The sequence below is a fragment of the Clostridium sp. 16K-1-R1 genome (assembly GCF_023921145.1).
Taxonomy (GTDB): Bacteria; Bacillota; Clostridia; order Clostridiales; family Clostridiaceae; genus Sarcina; species Sarcina perfringens.
In genome coordinates this window covers 2,047,515-2,066,777 of sequence record NZ_CP046515.1, presented here as the reverse complement: position 1 = coordinate 2,066,777, position 19,263 = coordinate 2,047,515, and the positions used below count along the sequence as shown (strand labels likewise).

Genomic DNA, 19,263 nt, shown 5'->3' with positions numbered 1-19,263 from the left:
ACAAGATTAATTTATTTTATATACTTTATATTTTAAAGATAATTAGCCATAATAGAGTTAAATAAAGTTTAAATGGAGGAATGAATTATGTTAGCTAAAGACTTTTTGGATTTTAAAAATTGGTGTGTTGTTGGTGATGTAGGAAATGAAAAAAAGTATGCATATAGAATTTTAAATAAGCTTAAAGAAAATGGATATAATGCTTTTGGAGTTAGCTTAAAAGATGGAGAAAACATATTTAAAAGCTTAAAAGAAGTTCCTTGTAATATTGAGGTTATAGATCTATGTATAAACCCTATTAAGGGAATAGAATTTATTAAAGAGGCTAAAACTTTAGGAATAAATAAGGTTTTAATTCAACCAGGTGCTGAAAGCGAAGAAGTTTTAAATTTTTGTAAGGAGAATGGTATCTGTGCTATAGAAGGATGTGCACTAGTTGAACTAAGTAGAAGGTAATATTTAAAAAGTTCGCATGTTTAATAAAAAAGTATTTATTGAATAGGTTTAAATTATAAAAATATGTTTTTATGCGTATTATATAGAGATAAAAAGTCTTCAATGTACGTATTTATTTAAAGATAATTACAAAAAAACTTATTAATTTCACTTTTTCGACAAAAATATTCGTAAAAGTATTGATAAATATAAAAAATCTGATAATATATTAAAGGTGATTTAGAAAAACAAATGAAGGAAAGAGTGAGATTATGGAAAAGTTCTTTAAGCTTAAAGAAAATAACACTGATGCAAAAACAGAATTTATTGCTGGATTAACTACTTTTATGACAATGGCTTATATACTTATAGTAAATCCATCAATATTATCAGCAGCAGGAATGGATCAAGGAGCTGTATTTACAGCAACGGCTTTATCAGCAGTAATAGCAACTTTAATAATGGGACTTTACGCTAAGTTACCATTTGCACAAGCTCCAGGAATGGGACTAAATGCATTTTTTGCTTATACAATAGTTATTCAAATGGGATATTCATTTGAATTTGCTTTAACTGCAGTTTTATTAGAAGGAATAATATTTATACTTTTAACTATATTTAACGTACGTGAAGCAATAGTAGACTCAATACCAAAGGGAATAAAAAATGCTATATCAGTAGGTATAGGATTACTTATTGCCTTAATAGGATTAGAGGGTGCAGGAATCGTAGTACATACAGATGGAGGAACTATAGTTTCTTTAGGAAACATAGTTTCAGGATCAGGACTTTTAGCAATAATAGGTCTTTTAATAACAAGTGTTTTAATAGCTAAAAATGTTAAGGGAGCATTATTTATCGGTATGATTGTTACAGCAATAATAGGAATACCTATGGGAATAACTCCTATGCCAAGTAAGATTATTAGTATGCCACCTTCAATAGCGCCTACTTTCTTCAAGTTCGATTTCCATAACATATTCTCTTTAGATATGGTAATAGCATTATTTACATTATTATTCATGGATATGTTTGATACAATAGGAACTTTAGTTGGTGTTGCAACTAAGGCTAAAATGTTAGATAAGGATGGAAAAGTACCTAACATAAAGAAAGCTTTATTTTCTGATGCAGTAGGTACAACATTAGGAGCTTGTTTAGGAACAAGTACAGTAAGTACTTTCGTAGAGAGTGCTTCAGGAGTTGCAGAAGGAGGAAGAACTGGATTAACAGCAGTTTCAACTGCATTTATGTTCTTCTTAGCTTTATTCTTTGCTCCATTATTTGCAGTTATAACTCCAGCGGTTACAGCATCAGCTTTAGTTTTAGTTGGATTATTTATGATAGAACCAATAAAAGAAATAGACTTACATGATTTTACAGAAGCTATACCAGCTTTCTTAACAATAATCATGATGCCATTTGCTTACTCAATATCAGATGGTATAGTATTTGGAGTTATATCATACATAATATTAAAATTATTCACTGGAAAAAGAAAAGAGATAAGTTTAACTACTGTTATTTTAGGATTAGTATTTTTACTTAAGTTTTTAATATAATCATTAAGAAAATAGACTATGTGATTTATCATATAGTCTATTTTTATATAATTTATTATCAATTTTTTGCATAATGTAGTAAAATAATATAATGGATATCTTATTGGTATAAAACGATTCATTTAATAATGAATGGAGGAAATATTATGAAAGTTGGATTAGTTTTATCAGGTGGGGGAGGAAAAGGAGCATATGAACTAGGTGTTTGGAAAGCTTTAGTTGAAATGAAATTGGACAAGTACATAGAAGTTATATCAGGAACTTCTATTGGTGCATTTAATGCTGCCCTATTTGCTCAAGGGGATATGGACAATGCTCAAGCCTTATGGGATGAAGTTACTATGGAGAAATTAGTTCCTATGACTAAAATGGATTTGTTGAAAAAAGGTGTAGCTTTAGCCTTAGGGGTAAAAAGTATTAACTTTGTTAAAAAACATATGTCAGATAGATTAGAAAATGGAGATTTTCCTAAGGATGGAGCTTATGAAGTTGTAAATAAATTTATAGATATAAATAAGGTTAAAGAATCAGGGAAAATTTGTTATGCTGCCTGTACGGAATTACCAGATTGTAAGGTTAAATATTTTAGAATTAATGATTATGATGAAGAGGTAGGAAGAGAAATAATAATGGCCTCAGCATCACTTCCTTTAATATATGATAGTTCAGAGGTAGATGGTAAAAAGTATTTAGATGGAGGAATGGTTGATAATACACCAATTCAACCTGTTTATGGAGAAGGCTGTGATTTAATTATTGTAGTACATTTATCTAAAGAAGGAACTGTAGATAGAAGCCTTTATCCAAATGCTCAGATAATAGAAATAGTACCTAAGAGCTTAGATGATAGCATGATAAATGGAACATTAAATTTAGATATAGATGCAAAAAGATTAAGAGCACAGCAAGGTTATGAGGATACTATGAATCTTATGAGTCCTATAATGAGTTTAGCAAAAACTAGCTTTGAATTTGAAATGAATGAAAAAAATCCAATATTATATAGGTTGTTTAATAGTTTTAAAGAAATTAAAGAAAAATGTTCTAAAAGACACTATAGTTAAAAAGCTATGGTGTTTTTTTATTTATAAAATAAAAATTAAAGAAAAAGGTTACTATAAGAAATAAAAGATTTTTAATTATAAAAATAAAACGTATTAACTAATAGAGATTTTTAGAGTGTTTAGAAATATGGAGAAAAAGAAAGTAATTTTGAAAAAATAAAAGAAATAAATACAATAAATACAATAACACCTTTGACTATATAAGGAATTTCTTATATATTTATAATAAAGCCTAGAATTCCTATAAGAATTAAGGTGATTAATAAATATTATATTATTTTTATCGATTAATATAATTTAAAAGAAAAATAGGTTAGTTCATAAATAATACATAAGTAGATGTTTTATTATAAATGGTTAAATAGAACTGGTTAGTATAGATAAGAGAATTCCAGGAGGAGAGAAATGGTGAATTTAGATAAAGGTTTATTAAAAATTATAAAAGATGAAAGTTTAGAAGATTACTTTATAAAGGCTAATTTTGGTTTAGAAAAAGAAAATGTTAGGGTTACAGAAAGCGGAAACTTAGCTTTAACACTTCATCCAAAGGCCTTTGGAGATAGGGAAAAGAATCCATATATAAAAACAGATTTTTCTGAGAGTCAGTTAGAAATGGTAACACCTGTCTGTAATACTTTAGAGGAAGTTTATAGTTTTATATGTAATTTAAATAAGGTTGTATCTTTAGAGATTATGAAAAATGGAGAGTTTTTATGGCCACAGAGTAATCCTCCTATATTACCAAGGGAAGAAGAGATTCCAATTGCTAAGCTTTCTAATAGAGAAGATGAATTATATAGAGAAAATCTTAGTTATAAATACGGCAAAAAGAAACAAGTTATAAGTGGAATACATTATAATTTTTCATTTAAAGAGGAATTTATTAAGTTACTTTATAAAGAACTTAAAGTGGAAAAGGATTTTAGAGAATTTAAAGATGATATTTATCTTAGAATGGCTAGAAACTTTCAAAAATATCATTGGTTATTAATATACTTAACTGGAGCAAGTCCTGTTTTCCATGAAAGTTATATAGAGGAAATTAAAGAAGAGGGTGAAATTTTAGGGGAGGATTCTTATTATATAAAAGATGATACTTCTTTAAGAAATAGTTCTTATGGATATAAAAATAAAAAGGACTATTATGTTTCATATAATAGTATAGGAGAATATGCTAGTGATATAAAGAATTTAGTTAAGGATAAGGAAATACAAAGTATAAAAGAATATTATAATCCTATAAGGTTAAAATCACTAGGAAGCGAAGATATGCTTGAAAGCTTACTTCACAAGGGGATTGATTACTTAGAGGTAAGACTTTTAGACTTAGATCCTTTAAGTATTCAAGGAGTGAGTAAAGAAACACTTTATCTATTGCATTTATTTATGATTTATACTTTATTAAAAGAGAACAAGGAAATAACATATAAAGATCAAGAAGAATTTTTCAAAAATCATGATATGGTTGCTTTAAAGGGTAGAAATGAAGAGGCCGTTATATATGAAAATGGAGTTCCTGTTTTATTAAAAGACAAAGGAAGAGAAATACTAAGTGAAATGGATGAAATTGTAGAGATCTTATTTTCAAATAATGAGGAATTTAAAAATGTTATCAAAAGAGCATTAGAAAAAATTAATAATCCTCATGATACAATTTCAGAGAAACTTATTAAGGATATAAAAGAAGAGGGATATATTAATTTCCACATGAGATTAGCTAAGGAGTACTTAAATAACTTTAAAAATAAAGAATTTAATTTAGTTGGTTATGAAGATTTAGAATTATCAACACAAATATTAATATTAGATGCTATTAAAAGAGGAATAGAGTTTAATATTATGGATAGATTAGAGAACTTTATTTATCTTAGTGATGAAGAAAAGGTTGAATATGTTAAGCAAGCAACAAAAACTTCTAAGGATTCATATATAACTGCCTTAATAATGGAAAATAAATTAGTTACTAAGGATATTTTAAGGGAAAATAATATAAGGGTTCCTAAGGGGAAAGATTATGACAATATAGATGAGGCAAAGAAAGATTTTAGATTATTTAAGGATGAGAAAATAGTTATAAAACCTAAGTCTACTAATTTTGGTTTAGGAATTAGTATATTTCCTGGAGAATATTCAAGGGAAGACTATGATAAAGCTGTTGAAATAGCTTTTAGAGAGGATAGTTCAATCCTTATAGAAGAATTTATGACAGGAAAGGAATATAGATTTCTTGTAATAGGGGAAGAGGTAGTAGGAATACTTCATAGAGAACCTGCTAATGTAATTGGTAATGGAGAAAGTACCATAGAAGAGCTTGTTTCTGAAAAAAATAAAGATCCATTAAGAGGAAAGGGATATAAGACTCCTTTAGAAAAAATAAAATTAGGAGAGATAGAAGAAATGTTTTTGAAAAATCAAGGACTAAGCTTTAAGTCTATTCCTAAAAATGGAGAAAAAATCTATTTAAGAGAAAACTCTAATATAAGCACAGGAGGAGACAGCATAGACTTTACTGACAAAATACATCCTAGTTATAAAGAGGTGGCATTAAAGTCTGCTAAGGCTGTTAAAGCCCTTATATGCGGAGTAGATATGGTAATAGATAATATAGAGGAAGAGGCAAAGGAAAAAAATCATGGCATAATAGAATTGAATTTTAACCCAGCAATACATATTCATTGTTTCCCTTATAAAGGAGAGAATAGAAAAGCTGGTGAAAAGATATTAGATTTATTGTTTAATTAAATTAGATATAAAACTTGTAGAAATAAGATAATACTAAGTAAAAAGTAGATATAAAATAAGATTTTAATGGCTTTATCAAAATATAAAAGAAAAACTTACAAAGATAGTTTGAGAATTACTAGATTTATCTAAGAATTATTTAAATTCTAAAGATGATGTAGATATTCTCTTGCTATTTGTAAGTTTTATAAGAAGTTATTTTGATACATGCAATTATTAAGTATTTGAATATCTTCTTTTTATTTATATCTTATTACTTTCATAAATATCTATTATTTCATTAAATAGGTCTACATCCTCAATTGAATTATATAAATCTCCATCTTTTATATTGTAGACATACTCAAGTACAAGTTGTTCACCACTTAAAACTTCTTTAATTATTCTAAAACGCTTGTCCATATCTAACATTTCCACTTCACAAAGAATTTCAAGAGGTTCATTTTCATTAGTTTCATTATTGTATTGTTGTTTTATAAAGTTTTTAAATACTATAAGATTAGTATTTTCTTTATCACAATAATTAACTTTTCCAGTTTTGTTACATGATAAACATGGGTTAAAGCCACATTCTCTTATGCATTTTACACACATGCATTTAGAACATACAAATATTTTATCAAGAGAATCTTTATAAGTTTTTTTGAAATCTTCACATTCTTTTATAATTTCATTTTCTTTAGATTTATTTAAAAATGACAGGAAAGATTTTTTTTCTGGAACTTCTCTAGATAACTTATCTAGTAAATCATTATATTTTTTTAATATTTTAATGTTTTTGTAGTATGCTCTTTCCTTTAAAGTAGAATCTTCGCTTAAATCTTCAATATCATCTAAAACAAAAATTAGCTCACTGTAAAGATTACCATAAGTAGTTTTTTCTTTATCTAAAAATTCCTTTGCATTCATTTGCTATACTCCTTCACCATATAAATAATATATATATTTATGATATCATATATTATCAAATAATTATGAATTTAGACTATTAAAATATACAAAATTTAATAATTAATTTATAATGATGATATATAACATATTTAAGGAGGGGAAGAGGTGAAAAAACATAAGAGGTTTGGTCAGTTAGTCCTATTTTTTATAGCTTTTTTCTTTTTAGTTGGATGTTTTAATATTTCTCCAATTAAAAAAGTTAAGGCAGAAACCTTTGGTATAGAAAATACTATTGCTAAAGGTGGAAGATCCTCAGGTGGGGGCTCTAGAAGTAGCTCAAGGAGTTCAGGAAGTTCTTCTAGAAGTTCAAGTAAGAGTAGTTCTTATAATTCTAGTAAAAAGTATTCTAAGCCTAGTAGTTCATCTAGTGAAAAGAAAAAAAGCCAAGGAAATAGTAATTATTCCACTACGGATAAGTTTAATAAACCTTCATCAGGAAGTAATTCAAGCTCTGATAAAGTAGAAAGTGGAAAAGATTCTAGTAACTCAGATAAAGGTAGTACACAAGGAAATAATAATTATTCAACTACAGATAAGTTTAATAGCAAAGCCCCTAATAATCAAGAAGGAAGTTCTAAAGAAAATAATAAGTATGAAAATAATGATAAGTCCAGTGGAAGTTCAAATAAAAGCTATAGAAGTAGCAATTCAGGAGGATTTAGCTTTTTTGATATGCTTATGTTAAATAATATACTTAATATGTTTGGAAATATGTTTAGTTTTATGTTCATAAGAAGACCTTTTATAGGTATTGGAACTATTTTATTAATAGCTTTAATAATATTTGCAATTAGAAAAAGAAGATAGTTAAAATTAATAATTATGACATGAATTTGTAAAAAAGAGAGAGTATAATAAATCTAAATAAAAAGTCGGTAAAGGTGGTAATAAAATGGGAATATTTAATAGAATATCAAATATGATTAAGGCTAAGACTAACTCAGCTTTAGATGAAATGGAGAATCCAGTAGAATTATTAGATCAGAAAATAAGAGATATGGAGAAATCTTTTAATGAAGCTAAAAGATCATCAGCTCAAATTTTTGGTAACTTAAAAGATACTGAAAAGAAAATGAATGAAGCTAAGGAAGAGTCAGCTCAGTATGATGAAAAAGTAAGATTAGCAATGAGCAAAGGAAATGAAGAGTTAGCTAAGAAAGCTTTAAAACTTAAATTAGATAATGACAAGAAATTTGAGTCTTTAAAGGCAAGCTATGAAGGACAAAGAGCTAAAGCTGATGTTTTAAAAGCAAAATTAGTGGAATTAGAAAAAGAATTAGATAAAACAAGAAGTTATAGAGATGAAGCAGTAGCTAGACTTAATAATGCTGAAGCTTCAAAACAAATAAATGAAGTTATTGCAAATGTTCAAAGTAAGAGTAATTCAATTAATATTGATGATATAGAAAGAAGTATTTCAAGAAAAGAGAGTTATGCTGCTGGATTAGAAGAATTAAAAGGTGAAAGCTTAGATGATGAATTTGCTAAATTAGAAGAATTAAGTTTAGACGATGAATTAAATAAGTATAGAACACAAAATACACAAGAAGATAAAACTTCAGATTCAGAGGTAGATTTAGAATTAGAGAAATATAAAAATAAATAATATGAATTTTAAAGGGTTATACTAAAATAGCTCGTAAATAAAACTTATAAATATTGGGAAGAGAATATTTGAATGAACTTAAATTTTTAGTGGAATTCAGAGGTTCTCAGAAGATATTTATAAGTTTTTTATTTTAGAAGATAACTTTATAAGTCTTTAGAAAAATATTATATAGGATTTATAACAAATAGAATTTTAAGTTATAACATAGCTACTTTTATTTAAGGGATATATATTAAATCTTGATTAAAAAAGAAAGTCTATATAAAATTTAATTTAGAAAGGGGAGAATTAAATGAATTATAAATTAGTTTGTATAGATATGGATGGTACGCTTTTAGATTCTCATCACAAAGTTAGTGAAAGAAATAAAGAGGCTTTAAAGAAAGCCATTGAAAAAGGAGTACATATTGCCATATCAACAGGAAGGGTTTTTCCGTCAGCTAGAATATATGGGAATATAATAGGAGTAAATGCACCGTTAATCTGTTCAAATGGTTCATATATAAAGGATAAAAATACTGATGAGGTAATATTTAAATCTACACTAGACAGAGAAACTTACTTTAAAATATGTGATATTATAAACAAATATAAGTTTTTAGCTTATGTAGACTCTACAGATGGACTAATAGCAGATACAGATATTCCAGAGGATGATAGTCATAGGCTTATGAATAGCTGGGTAGATGAAGAAGAAAAAATAAAATTCTACAAGTATGATGATTTAAGAGATGCTTATGATGAACATGGAGAAGATATATTAAAGTTCATAATAATAAAACAAGAAGGTGGACCTAATATAGAAGAAGCTAAGGAGGAATTTGAAGCTTTAGAAGGAGTAGATTTAGTTTATGCTTCTTGGGGTGGATGTATAGAGATCATGAAAAAAGGAACTTCAAAGGGAAGTGCAGTTAAAGCCCTTGCAGATAAATTAGGAATAAGCCTAGAAGAGGTAATATGCATTGGTGATAGCGGAAATGATGTATCTATGCTAGAAGAGGCAGGATTATCTGTAGTAATGGGAAATGCACCAGACTTTATTAAGGAATATGGAGATTATATAACAGATACAAATGAAAATGATGGCGTTGCTAAGGCTATAGAGAAGTTTATATTAGAGTAATATAAATAAAGAGTTTAATAAAAGAGAAATTTAGTTTGACATATTGTCTTTAAAGTTATTAAATATGTTTAGAGATAATAATAAAATGTGAATTGTTCATAGAAAGGGATGATTAAATGTTTAGTTTCACTTTTGATGAAAAAGAATATACTTTATCAGAGGATAAATTGCTTTATTTCTTTAATGAAGATGTTGAAGGTTTTGATATAGATAAGCTTTTTGAAATATTAAATAGTAGTGAGGGGATTAGCTTTGGAAAAGCTTATTATGATGGCCCTTGTGAAGAGTGTAAATTTGGATTAGAGGAAAAAAAGAAGAGCTTCCCATTTTTAGAGTTTAATATGTTTATTTATTCTAAGAATGGAAAGTTTGTAATAAGCAATATAGAAAAAGCTTATGAAGGTCTTACTTACAATAAATTATTAAGAGATAAAAAAGTAGACAAGAGCTATTTAGTTAATATAAATGTTTGTAAAAATTGTGGGAACTTCGCAGTTGAAGTTGAAGAACTTGAAGTATAATAAAAAAGTTTTTGGTATGTATTCTTATAATACAAAAAAGAATACATACCTTTTTTTGTTTTAGGAAAATTTAATTATATAGAAACAAATTAATAGCTTATATGACATAAATTTAAATGGTTTAGATGATATAATTTAAAACATATTAGTAATAAATTCTAAGAAAGGGGAATAAAAATGAGTTTATTAAAGAAAGTTAGCAAAATAGTAGTAGGAGTTACAATGGCATCTTTACTTTTAATAGGATGTGGAGGGACAGGTAAAAAGGCAAAGGAAAATATACCAGAGGATAAATTACCTGTAGCTACTATTGAAGTTAAGAATTTTGGAACTATAGAAGCAGAGTTATATCCAAACAAAGCTCCAAATACCGTTGATAACTTTATAAGCTTAGCTAATAGTGGATTTTATGATGGCTTAACTATTCATAGAATAGTTAAAGGGTTTGTGCTTCAAGGTGGAGATCCAAAGGGAACAGGTACAGGTGGACCAGGATATATGATAAAGGGTGAATTTTCTTCTAATGGAGTAGAAAATGATATTAAGCATGAAGAGGGAATATTATCAATGGCAAGGTCTCAAAATCCTGATAGTGCAGGAAGTCAATTTTTTATTGTTACAAAAGAAGCACCACATTTAGATGGTCAATATGCAGCATTTGGAAAAGTTACTAAGGGATTAGATGTTGTTCACGAAATAGAAAAGGTTTCAGTAGGGGCAAATGATAAACCAGTTGAGGATGTTGTTATAGAATCAATTAAGGTGGATACAAAGGGAATAGAGTATAAGGAGCCTGAAAAGGTTAAATAAAGGAATTTTAAATTATTAATTATAATATTTTAAGATAAGTTTTAAATAGATTTATTGTTTAAAACTTATCTTTTATAATATTGGAATTTAAAAAGTCTTAGTGTAAAATTAAAAATGAACATATGTTTGCATGGAGGCTTTATGAAAGAGAATAGAAAGATAATTCATATAGATATGGACGCTTTTTATGCATCCATTGAACAGAGAGATAATCCTAAGTATAAAGGAAAGCCGTTGATTGTTGGCGGGGACCCAAATAGAAGAGGAGTAGTTGCAACTTGTTCTTATGAGGCAAGGAAATACGGAATACATTCAGCTATGCCCTCTTTAATTGCATATAAATTATGTCCGAAAGCTATTTTTATAAGACCTAGAATGGAGGTTTATAAAAAAGTTTCTAGACAGGTTATGAATATATTAAATGAATACTCTAATCTTGTGGAACCCTTGTCCTTAGATGAGGCTTTTGTTGACGTAAGTAAAAGCAAAAGATGCAAAGGTTCTGCAACCTTAATGGCCCTTGAAATAAAGGAGAGAATATTTAAAGAACTAGGTCTTACTGCTTCAGCAGGAGTTTCTTTTAATAAATTTTTAGCAAAGATGGCATCAGATTTTAGAAAACCAGATGGTATAACAGTAATAACAGAGGAGAATTCAAAGGATTTTATAAGAAATTTACCTATAGGAAAATTTTTTGGCGTTGGAAGAGTAACTAAAAATAAGTTAAATAATATAGGGGTATTTAAGGGAGAGGATTTACTTAAATTTTCTGAAGAAGAACTTATAGATATTTTTAGTGACAGGGGCAAGATATTATATGAGTTTGCTAGGGGACTAGATAATAGACCAGTAAATCCATACAGGATTAGAAAGTCTATAGGTAAAGAAATTACCTTAAGAGAAGACATAGAAGATATAGAGGAAATGATAGAGGTTTTAGATAAAATAGCAGAAAGAGTTAGTGAGAGTTTATGTTTATTAAATAAAAAAGGAAAGACTGTAACCTTAAAGGTGAAGTTTAACGATTTTAAACATATAACAAGAAGTATTACTTTAGAACACTTTTTAAAAGAAAAGAAGGAAATAATGGGATGCGTAAAAGATCTTATAAGCATAGTTGATTTTAAAAATAAAAAGGTAAGATTATTAGGAATAACAATATCATCTTTAGAAGAAAATATAATAACAGAAGAAAGAGAGAAGTTAAGCTTTGATGTTTAGACAAATTATTAACTAGATGAAAACAAATTTCGATATTATAGAAATTATTTAAATAAATAGTATAATTATACTTATGATTTGTAAAAAATATTTATATTTAATAAAGTTACTTGAAATGGATAGGAATTAATGAACTACATATTTCTAATAATAGGGTTCCTTTTACTTATTAAAGGAGCAGATCTTTTTGTTGATGGGGCTTCAGGAATAGCTAAAAAGCTAGGAGTTCCAGCTGTTATAATTGGACTTACTATTGTATCCTTAGGAACTAGTGCACCAGAGCTTGCAGTAAGTATATCAGCTTCACTAAAAGGTAGCAATGATATTACCATGGGAAATGTTTTAGGATCAAATTTATTTAATCTTTTAGCAGCTTTAGGATGTACAGCCATTGTGGCTCCTTTAGTCATAAAGAAGCACATAATAAAAAATGATTTTATAGTGAATTTAATTGCAACTTTTATTTTATATGTTTTTACTTTTACTGGACTAATAGGAAGTAAAAATTCTTTATCTAGAATAGATGGAGCAGTATTAGTCTTAATGTGCATAACATATATAATATATTTAATATATACAGTTAAGAGAAGCAATAAAAAAGAAGATGAAGTAGCGTTAACTGCAGAATTTGAAGATTTTGAAGAGCAAAACATAAAGTCACCTAATAGCACAGTTAAAAATATAATTTTATCAATAGTTGGAGTTATAGGAATAATATTAGGTGGAAAAATAGTTGTTGATTCAGCCTCTGCAATTGCCTTAGGCTTAGGACTGAGTGAAAAATTAGTTGGTCTTACAATTGTGGCAATAGGTACTTCTCTTCCAGAACTTGTTACTTCCTTAGTTGCGGCTAAAAAGGGTGAAAATGATATAGCTCTTGGAAATATATTAGGGTCTAATACCTTTAATATATTATTAATATTAGGTTTATCATCCGTAATAAGCCCTATAACAATAGCTGCAAGTTTATCAATAGATTTAATATTCCTTATAATTGTTACTTTAATAATAGGTGCTTTAATTTTCTTAAATAAGAAAAAAGAAAAAGTACTTACTAGATATGAAGGGGTATTTCTTTTAGCTCTTTATATTGGATATACAGTATATATAATAATGAGAAATTAATCTTTTATAACTGTCTTAAATTAAGACAGTTATTTTTTATGTGAAATTTAGCATATAGTGTAGACCTTTATTTCAAATATTATATCTAAAAATAAAAAAGTTTTATTAATTAAATAGGAAATTGAATATAAGATTGTGCTAGATAGAAATAAATAATATTACTATTAGGTAAAATATGTTGAAACTTTGGCAGTTTGGAGGATATACTTAAAATGATAATTAATAGCCTTAATATGTAAGTAGAGGAGGAGAAAAATATAAATAGTTTAATAAATATTTTTAATCAATATAGTGAGTTAGCTATATTTATAAGTTTGTTTATAAGTGTAATTATAGCATTACTTGGGATAGTTCCCTCTGTATTTGTTACAGGAGCTAATATAGTATTCTTTGGTCCTATAAATGGATTTTTAATTTCTTTATTAGGTGAAGTTATAGGGGGATGGATAAGTTTTAAAGTATATAGAAAAGGTATAAATAAATTTGCAGGAAATATTGAAGGGAAGTATGAATTAATAGATAAAATTGTAAAGAGTGAAGGGAGAAATGTTGGGATTTTAATTTTTGAAGGAAGATTAATACCCTTTATTCCATCAGGTTTAGTAACCTTAGCTGCTGCTATGAGCAGGGTTAATAGTTTTACATTTATAATATCTACATTCTTAGGGAAAATACCTTCTATTTTATTAGAAGTTTTAGCTAGTTATGGGGTGATAATGGCTTCTCAAAAAAATTTAAAACTTGTTATTGGAGTTTTAAGTTTAATTTTATTTTTATTAACATTAAAAAAATTAAAAGATAAAACAAACAAAAAATGAGAAATTTATCATTAAAAACAAAAAAAGCTCAATTTTTTTTGTAAAAAATGGGTGTTTATTATTGATTTAATATGAATTATATGATTTAATTTAAATGGATAAAGTTTTAATAATTTGTTAAAGCTTTACAATTAGTTAAAGGAGTAAAATAATGATCGAAGCAGTGATTATAGCATTAATAATTTCAAAAATAAAAGGATATAGTTTAAAACCTTTCTTTAAAAGTTGGACAATCTATCCTATTTTGATTTTTGAAGCTATTTATATAGTCTTTCAGGTAAGTATATTTATGGGTAACTATGATGTTGTAAAATGGGCACCTTGGTTTAAAAGTATATATATGTACTTGTTTTTAATACCTATCTTTTGGTACAAAGAGTATGTAAGTGCTTTAATTGGATCGTTATTTATTTTAGCAGGAACTTTTTTAAATCATATTGTAATGGCTGCTAATGGTGGGGAAATGCCTGTTTTCCCAAGTTTATCATATTTAACAGGGTATCTTAAGCCTAATACTATTTCAAAGGTGAATGATATACATATGATAGGAACAAGTACAGTAAAATATAAGTATTTAAGTGACATAATAGATATAGGATATAGTGTTTTAAGTATTGGTGATATACTTATAAGAGTTTTTGTAGTCATAATAATATATGTTACAGTTAAAAAAACTAATGAGAAAAATGAATATAAGCAAAGGAATATATTTGCTTAGTGACAGCGGAGGAAGAATGTTAAAAGTAACTTTATTTGAAACTTTAGTAAGGGGAATACCAGAAGCTCTTACGATGATGTTAGCCATGTATGCTTTCGCTAATAAAAAGTTAGAAAAGAAGGAATATTTAATTTCAAGTTTGATATTGGTATTAGTAGTTTATTTAATTAGATTATTACCTATAAATTATGGTATTCATACAATATTGAACATATTTGTTTTAATATTTTTAGCATTCAATGTTAATAAAATAGATTTAATAGTAAGTATAAAAGCATCAATATCAATATTAATGATTTTATTTTTATGTGAAGGTTTAAACTTATTATTTATAGAGAAATTTTTCAATGAAAATATTGATTATTTATTTGAAAATGTATTTACAAAAACAATATTAGGTATTCCATCTACTATAATGTTTATGGTTATTGTTACTTATTATTATTTAATAGCATCAAAAAAAGGAAAGTTGAGATAAAATGATTGAGAATATATCGAAGTTAATAGCTGAAAAAGTTTCTAGTGAATTAAATTATGATAATGAAAGAAAAGAAATTATTCAGTATGGAACTTATGCTCTAATACAAACATTAATATCAATAATTTCAGTATTTATACTGGGATTAGTGTTTAATATAGCTTTAGAAGCTTTGATATTTTTATTTACAGCAAGCATACTTAGAAAATACTCTGGAGGAGCACATTCAGAATCCTCTAATGTATGTACTTTATTAGGCATAATAATTTCAATATGTATTGGTTTTTTAATAAAAAGTAGTTTTTTTGCAAAAATGAACTTTGAGCTTGTAGTGTTTATTGGAATAGTTATTTTTGTTTTTGGATATTTTATAGTTTTTAAATTTGCTCCAGTAGATACTAAAAATAAACCAATAAAAACCGAAAAGAAGAAAAAACGCATGAAAAAAGGATCTTTAAAGATTTTAACTATATATTTATTTATTGAAGTATTAAGTATAATTTTATATTATAATTCAGGATGGAGTTTAGCTAAGCCTGTTATGTTAAGTATAATCTTTGGAGTAGCATGGCAATGTATGACTCTAACCTACATAGGAAATATATTGTTAAAAACTATAGATTCTTTTACAAATAAATTATTATAAATCTTGAGGGGATGAGTTAAATGAAAAAATTAAACAAAAACTTATTAACATTATTTGCTGCATTAACAACAGTAGTTGCAACAACAGTTGCTACTTCAGCATGTCTTTGGTTTACACACCAACCAGAGGAACCAAAATCTTTAAGAGATGAATAATTTACCTAAAGGTCGGTTTTAAACCGGCCTTATTTTATACTAGATTAGAGAGGGAGAATATGATTAGGGATGTAAATGATAATAAAAAGAAAAAAGTTGATGAAATATTATCAATAGTAAAAGTATCATCATTATTATTTTCAGCTATGGCTTTTTTACAATACACCTTTAATCTTACAAAGTATAACAATAAATTTTTAGCGTATTACAGTATATTATCAATTTTAATAAGTATATTCTTATTATCAACGATTTACATACTTTGGAGTTTAGCTAGTTTAAACAAATATAAAGATCATATAAATAAGATACAATTAATAGAAATAATTTTATTTATGATTATATTTATAATGGCTATATTAGTTTCAGGAGGGAATTCTAGTAATAATAAATTTTTATTTTTATTTATTATAATAACATCTACAATACAGGGGGGCATGCATAGAGGATGTGTGGTTTCTGTAGTGTCATCAGCTATTATTTTAGCTATAGATTTGATTTTTTCAGGGAATGCTGATGTAAATATTTATTTTCAAAATGATTTAATATTAGCAGGAGTATTTGTTTTAACAGCTTGGACATTAGGTTTTTATGTAAAAACTGAAAATGATCACATAAAGGAATTACAAACCTTGGTTAACGAAGATGGATTAACAGGGGTTTATAATCATAGATATTTTTATGATAAATTAAGAGAGAAAATGCATATTAGTGAGGTGGAAAATCAGAAACTTTCATTAATATTTATGGATATAGATTATTTTAAGCATTATAATGATTTGTATGGACATCAAAAAGGCGATGAGGCATTAAAAAAAATAGGAAAAATTCTAAAAAACATATCTAGAGAAAATGATTTAGTAGCTAGGTATGGAGGAGAAGAGTTTGCAATAATTTTACCTAATACTTCAGAAGAGGAAGCAACTAAAATTGCAGAAAGAATTAGAAATAAAGTAGAAAAAACATATTTTGAAGGACAAGAAAATCAACCTAATGCTAATTTTACAGTATCTGTTGGTATAGCTGTATTCCCAGATAAAGCTAAAAGTGAGCTAGAATTAGTTAAATGTGCTGATGATGCATTATATAGAGCTAAATTTTTCCATAAAAATAGAGTTGAAACTTATGTATCTGTTTTAGATGAATTAAAACGAGATTTAAATGAAGAGGAAAATGCTCTTGTAGCATCTATAAAAACTTTAATAAGTATTATAAATGCAAAGGATAAATATACATATAGCCATGTAGAAAGAGTAGTTATTTATAGTAGACTTATGGCTAAAAAATTAGGATTGTCAGAAGATGAGAAAAAGCAGTTAATATATGGAGCTTATATGCATGATATAGGTAAAATAAATATACCTAATGAAATATTAACTAAAAAGATGAGACTTACTAAAGAGGAATGGGAGATTTTAAAGCAACATCCTAAAGATGGAGTAGAAATAATAAAATCAGTAAATTCCTTAAAGAATGTTGTGCCTCTTATTTTATATCATCATGAGAGATATGATGGCTTTGGATATCCAGTAGGATTAAAGGAGAAAGAAATACCATACTTAGCAAGGGTCTTAACTGTAATAGATAGTTTTGATGCTATGACTTCAAGTAGGCCTTATAATAAAAGAAAAACTTATGATGAAGGATTAATAGAACTAGAAAGATGTAGTGGAACTCAATTTGATCCAGAAATAGTTGGTATTTTTAGTGAAGTGGTTAAGGAAAATATAAATGAAATACAAGATTTTTAAAGAGATGTATCATAATACACCTCTTTTTATTTTAGCTAAAATCTGATATTATTTTTTCACAGCATAGCTTAGCTGAGATTAAAGACATTGATATTCCAGAGCCAGGATGTACTGAATCACCTACAAAATATATATTCTTTAGTTTTTTTATTTTTGCCTGAGGTCTAAAAATAGTTGTTTGTAATAAATTATGATTAAGACCAAAAGCTGCACCAAAAAAGCAATTAAAATCATTTTTTAAGGTCAGAGGTGTTGTATAGCTTTCGTAAATTATATTTTCTTTTATATCTTCTAAACCTTTAATTTTACTTAGGTCATATAAGATTTTGTTTCTCAAAGAAACAATTGTAGATTCATTCCATTTTGATTTATATTTTTTTAAGTTTGGAACACGTACTGTTATATTAATGCATTCACAATCCGGAGGAGTTAATGAAGTATCTATTGAGCTTGGGCAATAGATATAATATATATATTCCTTTGGCAAGGGCCCATCTATAAAGGGAGCTAATAAAACTTCTTTCTTATTTAAATTAAGTACTATATTATGTACATGTAAATTTTTATATTTTTTCTTAAGAAATAAATGTAGTATAAATGTAGAGCAAGAAAAGGATAAATTATTTTGTTTTCGCTTAGAAATTTTATTTTTAAATGTACTTCTAGGAAGTAAATTTTGTATGGTATAAGTAAAATCTGAATTACAAACAATTAAATCAGAAAATATATTTTCATGGTTTATTTTTGCTCCAATTGCTACATTCTTTTCCATAAGTATATTAGTTACATTTGAGTTAAGATGTATTTTACCGCCAAGTTCTAGGATTAATTTTTCTAAAGCCTTCACATAAGAGTACATTCCACCTTTAATATAATATAATCCATATATTTGAGTGGTTGATGGAATTAAATTAAAAACATTAGAACTTTTAAGGGGAGACTCCCCAATATACATGCATTGAAAAGCTAATAAGGTTTTTAAATATTCATTACTTATATATTCTTCAATGGTTTTATAACAATTTTTAAAAGGATGTATTTTAATTAGTTCAGGTAAAGATTTAAAATATCTCCAATAATTTAAGGTGAAAAAACTCCTATTTAAAAAGTATTTTTCTACTAAAAGATATCTTCTATAGGAGTCAGATATATATTTATAATAATTTGAACTTTCATCATTAAATACCTTTTCTAAGGACTCTGTAGTTTTTAGAAAGTCTGAATAAATATTAAAACTATCTCCTATATCATTAAACACTTTATATAAAGTATTTAATTCTACAAGCTCTATATAGTCTTTAGGGTCTTTTTTTGCATATTTAAATACTTCTAAATAGGGTTTAGGGAGCATAAATATTGAAGCAGAAGAATCTATCTTAAAATCTTTGTATTCAATTAAATTTACTTTTCCACCTATCTTAGAGTTTTTTTCAAAAATATCTACTTCAAAATTATTAATAAGAAGGCGAACAGCAGTAGCTAATCCACCTATTCCAGCTCCAACTATTATAGCTTTTTTATTTGGACTCATTTA

The 19,263-nt window shown here is 26.8% G+C and carries 19 protein-coding genes; 17 read left to right on the top strand and 2 right to left on the bottom strand.

Going from position 1 to position 19,263, the window contains the following annotated elements; translation table 11 throughout:
- Positions 1–87 precede the first annotated feature (87 nt).
- The 4 genes from GOM42_RS08985 (at position 88) to gshAB (ending at position 5,803) form a co-directional block, all read left to right on the top strand.
- Positions 88–456: a CoA-binding protein gene (locus GOM42_RS08985; protein ID WP_003455912.1), complete on the top strand. Its 369-nt coding sequence runs from the start codon at positions 88–90 to the stop codon at positions 454–456.
- A gap of 251 nt (positions 457–707) precedes the next feature.
- Entirely contained in the window at positions 708–1,997 is a 1,290-nt protein-coding gene (locus GOM42_RS08980; protein ID WP_025648311.1) for an NCS2 family permease, read from the top strand.
- A 146-nt stretch (positions 1,998–2,143) separates the two neighbouring features.
- Complete coding sequence (locus GOM42_RS08975) at positions 2,144–3,061, top strand: patatin-like phospholipase family protein (protein WP_003449737.1); 918 nt, start codon at positions 2,144–2,146, stop codon at positions 3,059–3,061.
- A gap of 405 nt (positions 3,062–3,466) precedes the next feature.
- Complete coding sequence (gene gshAB, locus GOM42_RS08970) at positions 3,467–5,803, top strand: bifunctional glutamate--cysteine ligase GshA/glutathione synthetase GshB (RefSeq protein ID WP_252597648.1); 2,337 nt, start codon at positions 3,467–3,469, stop codon at positions 5,801–5,803.
- 243 nt (positions 5,804–6,046) lie between these two features.
- On the opposite strand, the gene GOM42_RS08965 is transcribed toward gshAB, so the two are convergent.
- Positions 6,047–6,712, bottom strand: coding sequence for a hypothetical protein (locus GOM42_RS08965; protein ID WP_003464547.1), 666 nt, complete (start codon positions 6,710–6,712; stop codon positions 6,047–6,049).
- A gap of 147 nt (positions 6,713–6,859) precedes the next feature.
- Between GOM42_RS08965 and GOM42_RS08960 the strand changes: the two genes are divergently transcribed.
- From GOM42_RS08960 to GOM42_RS08900, 13 genes are all read left to right on the top strand, one after another.
- Positions 6,860–7,561 (top strand): hypothetical protein, encoded by a 702-nt coding sequence (locus GOM42_RS08960; protein WP_003455926.1) that lies wholly within the window; start codon positions 6,860–6,862, stop codon positions 7,559–7,561.
- Positions 7,562–7,646: 85 nt separating this feature from the next.
- Positions 7,647–8,360, top strand: a complete 714-nt coding sequence (locus GOM42_RS08955) for a PspA/IM30 family protein (RefSeq protein ID WP_110016176.1) — start codon at positions 7,647–7,649, stop codon at positions 8,358–8,360.
- Between the two features lie 295 nt (positions 8,361–8,655).
- Positions 8,656–9,486, top strand: a complete 831-nt coding sequence (locus GOM42_RS08950) for a Cof-type HAD-IIB family hydrolase (RefSeq protein WP_003455945.1) — start codon at positions 8,656–8,658, stop codon at positions 9,484–9,486.
- Between the two features lie 116 nt (positions 9,487–9,602).
- The gene (locus GOM42_RS08945; RefSeq protein ID WP_025648309.1) at positions 9,603–10,007 is read left to right on the top strand and encodes a DUF3785 family protein; all 405 of its coding nucleotides are present in this window, start codon (positions 9,603–9,605) and stop codon (positions 10,005–10,007) included.
- Between the two features lie 177 nt (positions 10,008–10,184).
- A complete protein-coding gene (locus GOM42_RS08940) occupies positions 10,185–10,817 on the top strand; it encodes a peptidylprolyl isomerase (protein ID WP_003455975.1) in 633 nt (210 codons plus the stop codon).
- 141 nt (positions 10,818–10,958) lie between these two features.
- The gene (dinB, locus tag GOM42_RS08935; protein ID WP_252597647.1) at positions 10,959–12,038 is read left to right on the top strand and encodes a DNA polymerase IV; all 1,080 of its coding nucleotides are present in this window, start codon (positions 10,959–10,961) and stop codon (positions 12,036–12,038) included.
- 129 nt (positions 12,039–12,167) lie between these two features.
- Positions 12,168–13,163, top strand: a complete 996-nt coding sequence (locus GOM42_RS08930; protein WP_003476386.1) for a calcium/sodium antiporter — start codon at positions 12,168–12,170, stop codon at positions 13,161–13,163.
- Between the two features lie 314 nt (positions 13,164–13,477).
- The gene (locus tag GOM42_RS08925) at positions 13,478–13,981 is read left to right on the top strand and encodes a VTT domain-containing protein (protein WP_003455962.1); all 504 of its coding nucleotides are present in this window, start codon (positions 13,478–13,480) and stop codon (positions 13,979–13,981) included.
- A 151-nt stretch (positions 13,982–14,132) separates the two neighbouring features.
- Complete coding sequence (locus GOM42_RS08920; protein ID WP_003472492.1) at positions 14,133–14,699, top strand: DUF5317 domain-containing protein; 567 nt, start codon at positions 14,133–14,135, stop codon at positions 14,697–14,699.
- 16 nt (positions 14,700–14,715) lie between these two features.
- Positions 14,716–15,177 carry a hypothetical protein gene (locus GOM42_RS08915; protein WP_110077279.1) on the top strand — a complete coding sequence of 154 codons (462 nt, stop codon included), beginning with the start codon at positions 14,716–14,718 and terminating at the stop codon, positions 15,175–15,177.
- Between the two features lies 1 nt (position 15,178).
- A complete protein-coding gene (locus tag GOM42_RS08910; protein ID WP_003476387.1) occupies positions 15,179–15,823 on the top strand; it encodes an accessory gene regulator AgrB in 645 nt (214 codons plus the stop codon).
- Positions 15,824–15,843: 20 nt separating this feature from the next.
- Positions 15,844–15,978, top strand: a complete 135-nt coding sequence (locus GOM42_RS08905) for a cyclic lactone autoinducer peptide (protein WP_003449588.1) — start codon at positions 15,844–15,846, stop codon at positions 15,976–15,978.
- Between the two features lie 59 nt (positions 15,979–16,037).
- The gene (locus tag GOM42_RS08900; protein WP_025648307.1) at positions 16,038–17,729 is read left to right on the top strand and encodes a diguanylate cyclase; all 1,692 of its coding nucleotides are present in this window, start codon (positions 16,038–16,040) and stop codon (positions 17,727–17,729) included.
- A 31-nt stretch (positions 17,730–17,760) separates the two neighbouring features.
- Here the strand turns inward: GOM42_RS08900 and crtI are convergent, their stop codons facing one another.
- Positions 17,761–19,260 carry a phytoene desaturase family protein gene (gene crtI, locus GOM42_RS08895; RefSeq protein ID WP_003476382.1) on the bottom strand — a complete coding sequence of 500 codons (1,500 nt, stop codon included), beginning with the start codon at positions 19,258–19,260 and terminating at the stop codon, positions 17,761–17,763.
- Positions 19,261–19,263 lie beyond the last annotated feature (3 nt).

What these genes read in the sequence shown, in the direction of transcription:
- GOM42_RS08985 (WP_003455912.1), top strand. Translation starts at nt 88, where the DNA reads ATGTTAGCTAAAGACTTTTTGGATTTTAAAAATTGGTGTGTTGTTGGT.
- GOM42_RS08980 (WP_025648311.1), top strand. Translation starts at nt 708, where the DNA reads ATGGAAAAGTTCTTTAAGCTTAAAGAAAATAACACTGATGCAAAAACA.
- GOM42_RS08975 (WP_003449737.1), top strand. Translation starts at nt 2,144, where the DNA reads ATGAAAGTTGGATTAGTTTTATCAGGTGGGGGAGGAAAAGGAGCATAT.
- gshAB (WP_252597648.1), top strand. Translation starts at nt 3,467, where the DNA reads ATGGTGAATTTAGATAAAGGTTTATTAAAAATTATAAAAGATGAAAGT.
- GOM42_RS08965 (WP_003464547.1), bottom strand. Translation starts at nt 6,712, where the DNA reads ATGAATGCAAAGGAATTTTTAGATAAAGAAAAAACTACTTATGGTAAT.
- GOM42_RS08955 (WP_110016176.1), top strand. Translation starts at nt 7,647, where the DNA reads ATGGGAATATTTAATAGAATATCAAATATGATTAAGGCTAAGACTAAC.
- GOM42_RS08950 (WP_003455945.1), top strand. Translation starts at nt 8,656, where the DNA reads ATGAATTATAAATTAGTTTGTATAGATATGGATGGTACGCTTTTAGAT.
- GOM42_RS08945 (WP_025648309.1), top strand. Translation starts at nt 9,603, where the DNA reads ATGTTTAGTTTCACTTTTGATGAAAAAGAATATACTTTATCAGAGGAT.
- GOM42_RS08940 (WP_003455975.1), top strand. Translation starts at nt 10,185, where the DNA reads ATGAGTTTATTAAAGAAAGTTAGCAAAATAGTAGTAGGAGTTACAATG.
- dinB (WP_252597647.1), top strand. Translation starts at nt 10,959, where the DNA reads ATGAAAGAGAATAGAAAGATAATTCATATAGATATGGACGCTTTTTAT.
- GOM42_RS08930 (WP_003476386.1), top strand. Translation starts at nt 12,168, where the DNA reads ATGAACTACATATTTCTAATAATAGGGTTCCTTTTACTTATTAAAGGA.
- GOM42_RS08920 (WP_003472492.1), top strand. Translation starts at nt 14,133, where the DNA reads ATGATCGAAGCAGTGATTATAGCATTAATAATTTCAAAAATAAAAGGA.
- GOM42_RS08915 (WP_110077279.1), top strand. Translation starts at nt 14,716, where the DNA reads ATGTTAAAAGTAACTTTATTTGAAACTTTAGTAAGGGGAATACCAGAA.
- GOM42_RS08910 (WP_003476387.1), top strand. Translation starts at nt 15,179, where the DNA reads ATGATTGAGAATATATCGAAGTTAATAGCTGAAAAAGTTTCTAGTGAA.
- GOM42_RS08905 (WP_003449588.1), top strand. Translation starts at nt 15,844, where the DNA reads ATGAAAAAATTAAACAAAAACTTATTAACATTATTTGCTGCATTAACA.
- GOM42_RS08900 (WP_025648307.1), top strand. Translation starts at nt 16,038, where the DNA reads ATGATTAGGGATGTAAATGATAATAAAAAGAAAAAAGTTGATGAAATA.
- crtI (WP_003476382.1), bottom strand. Translation starts at nt 19,260, where the DNA reads ATGAGTCCAAATAAAAAAGCTATAATAGTTGGAGCTGGAATAGGTGGA.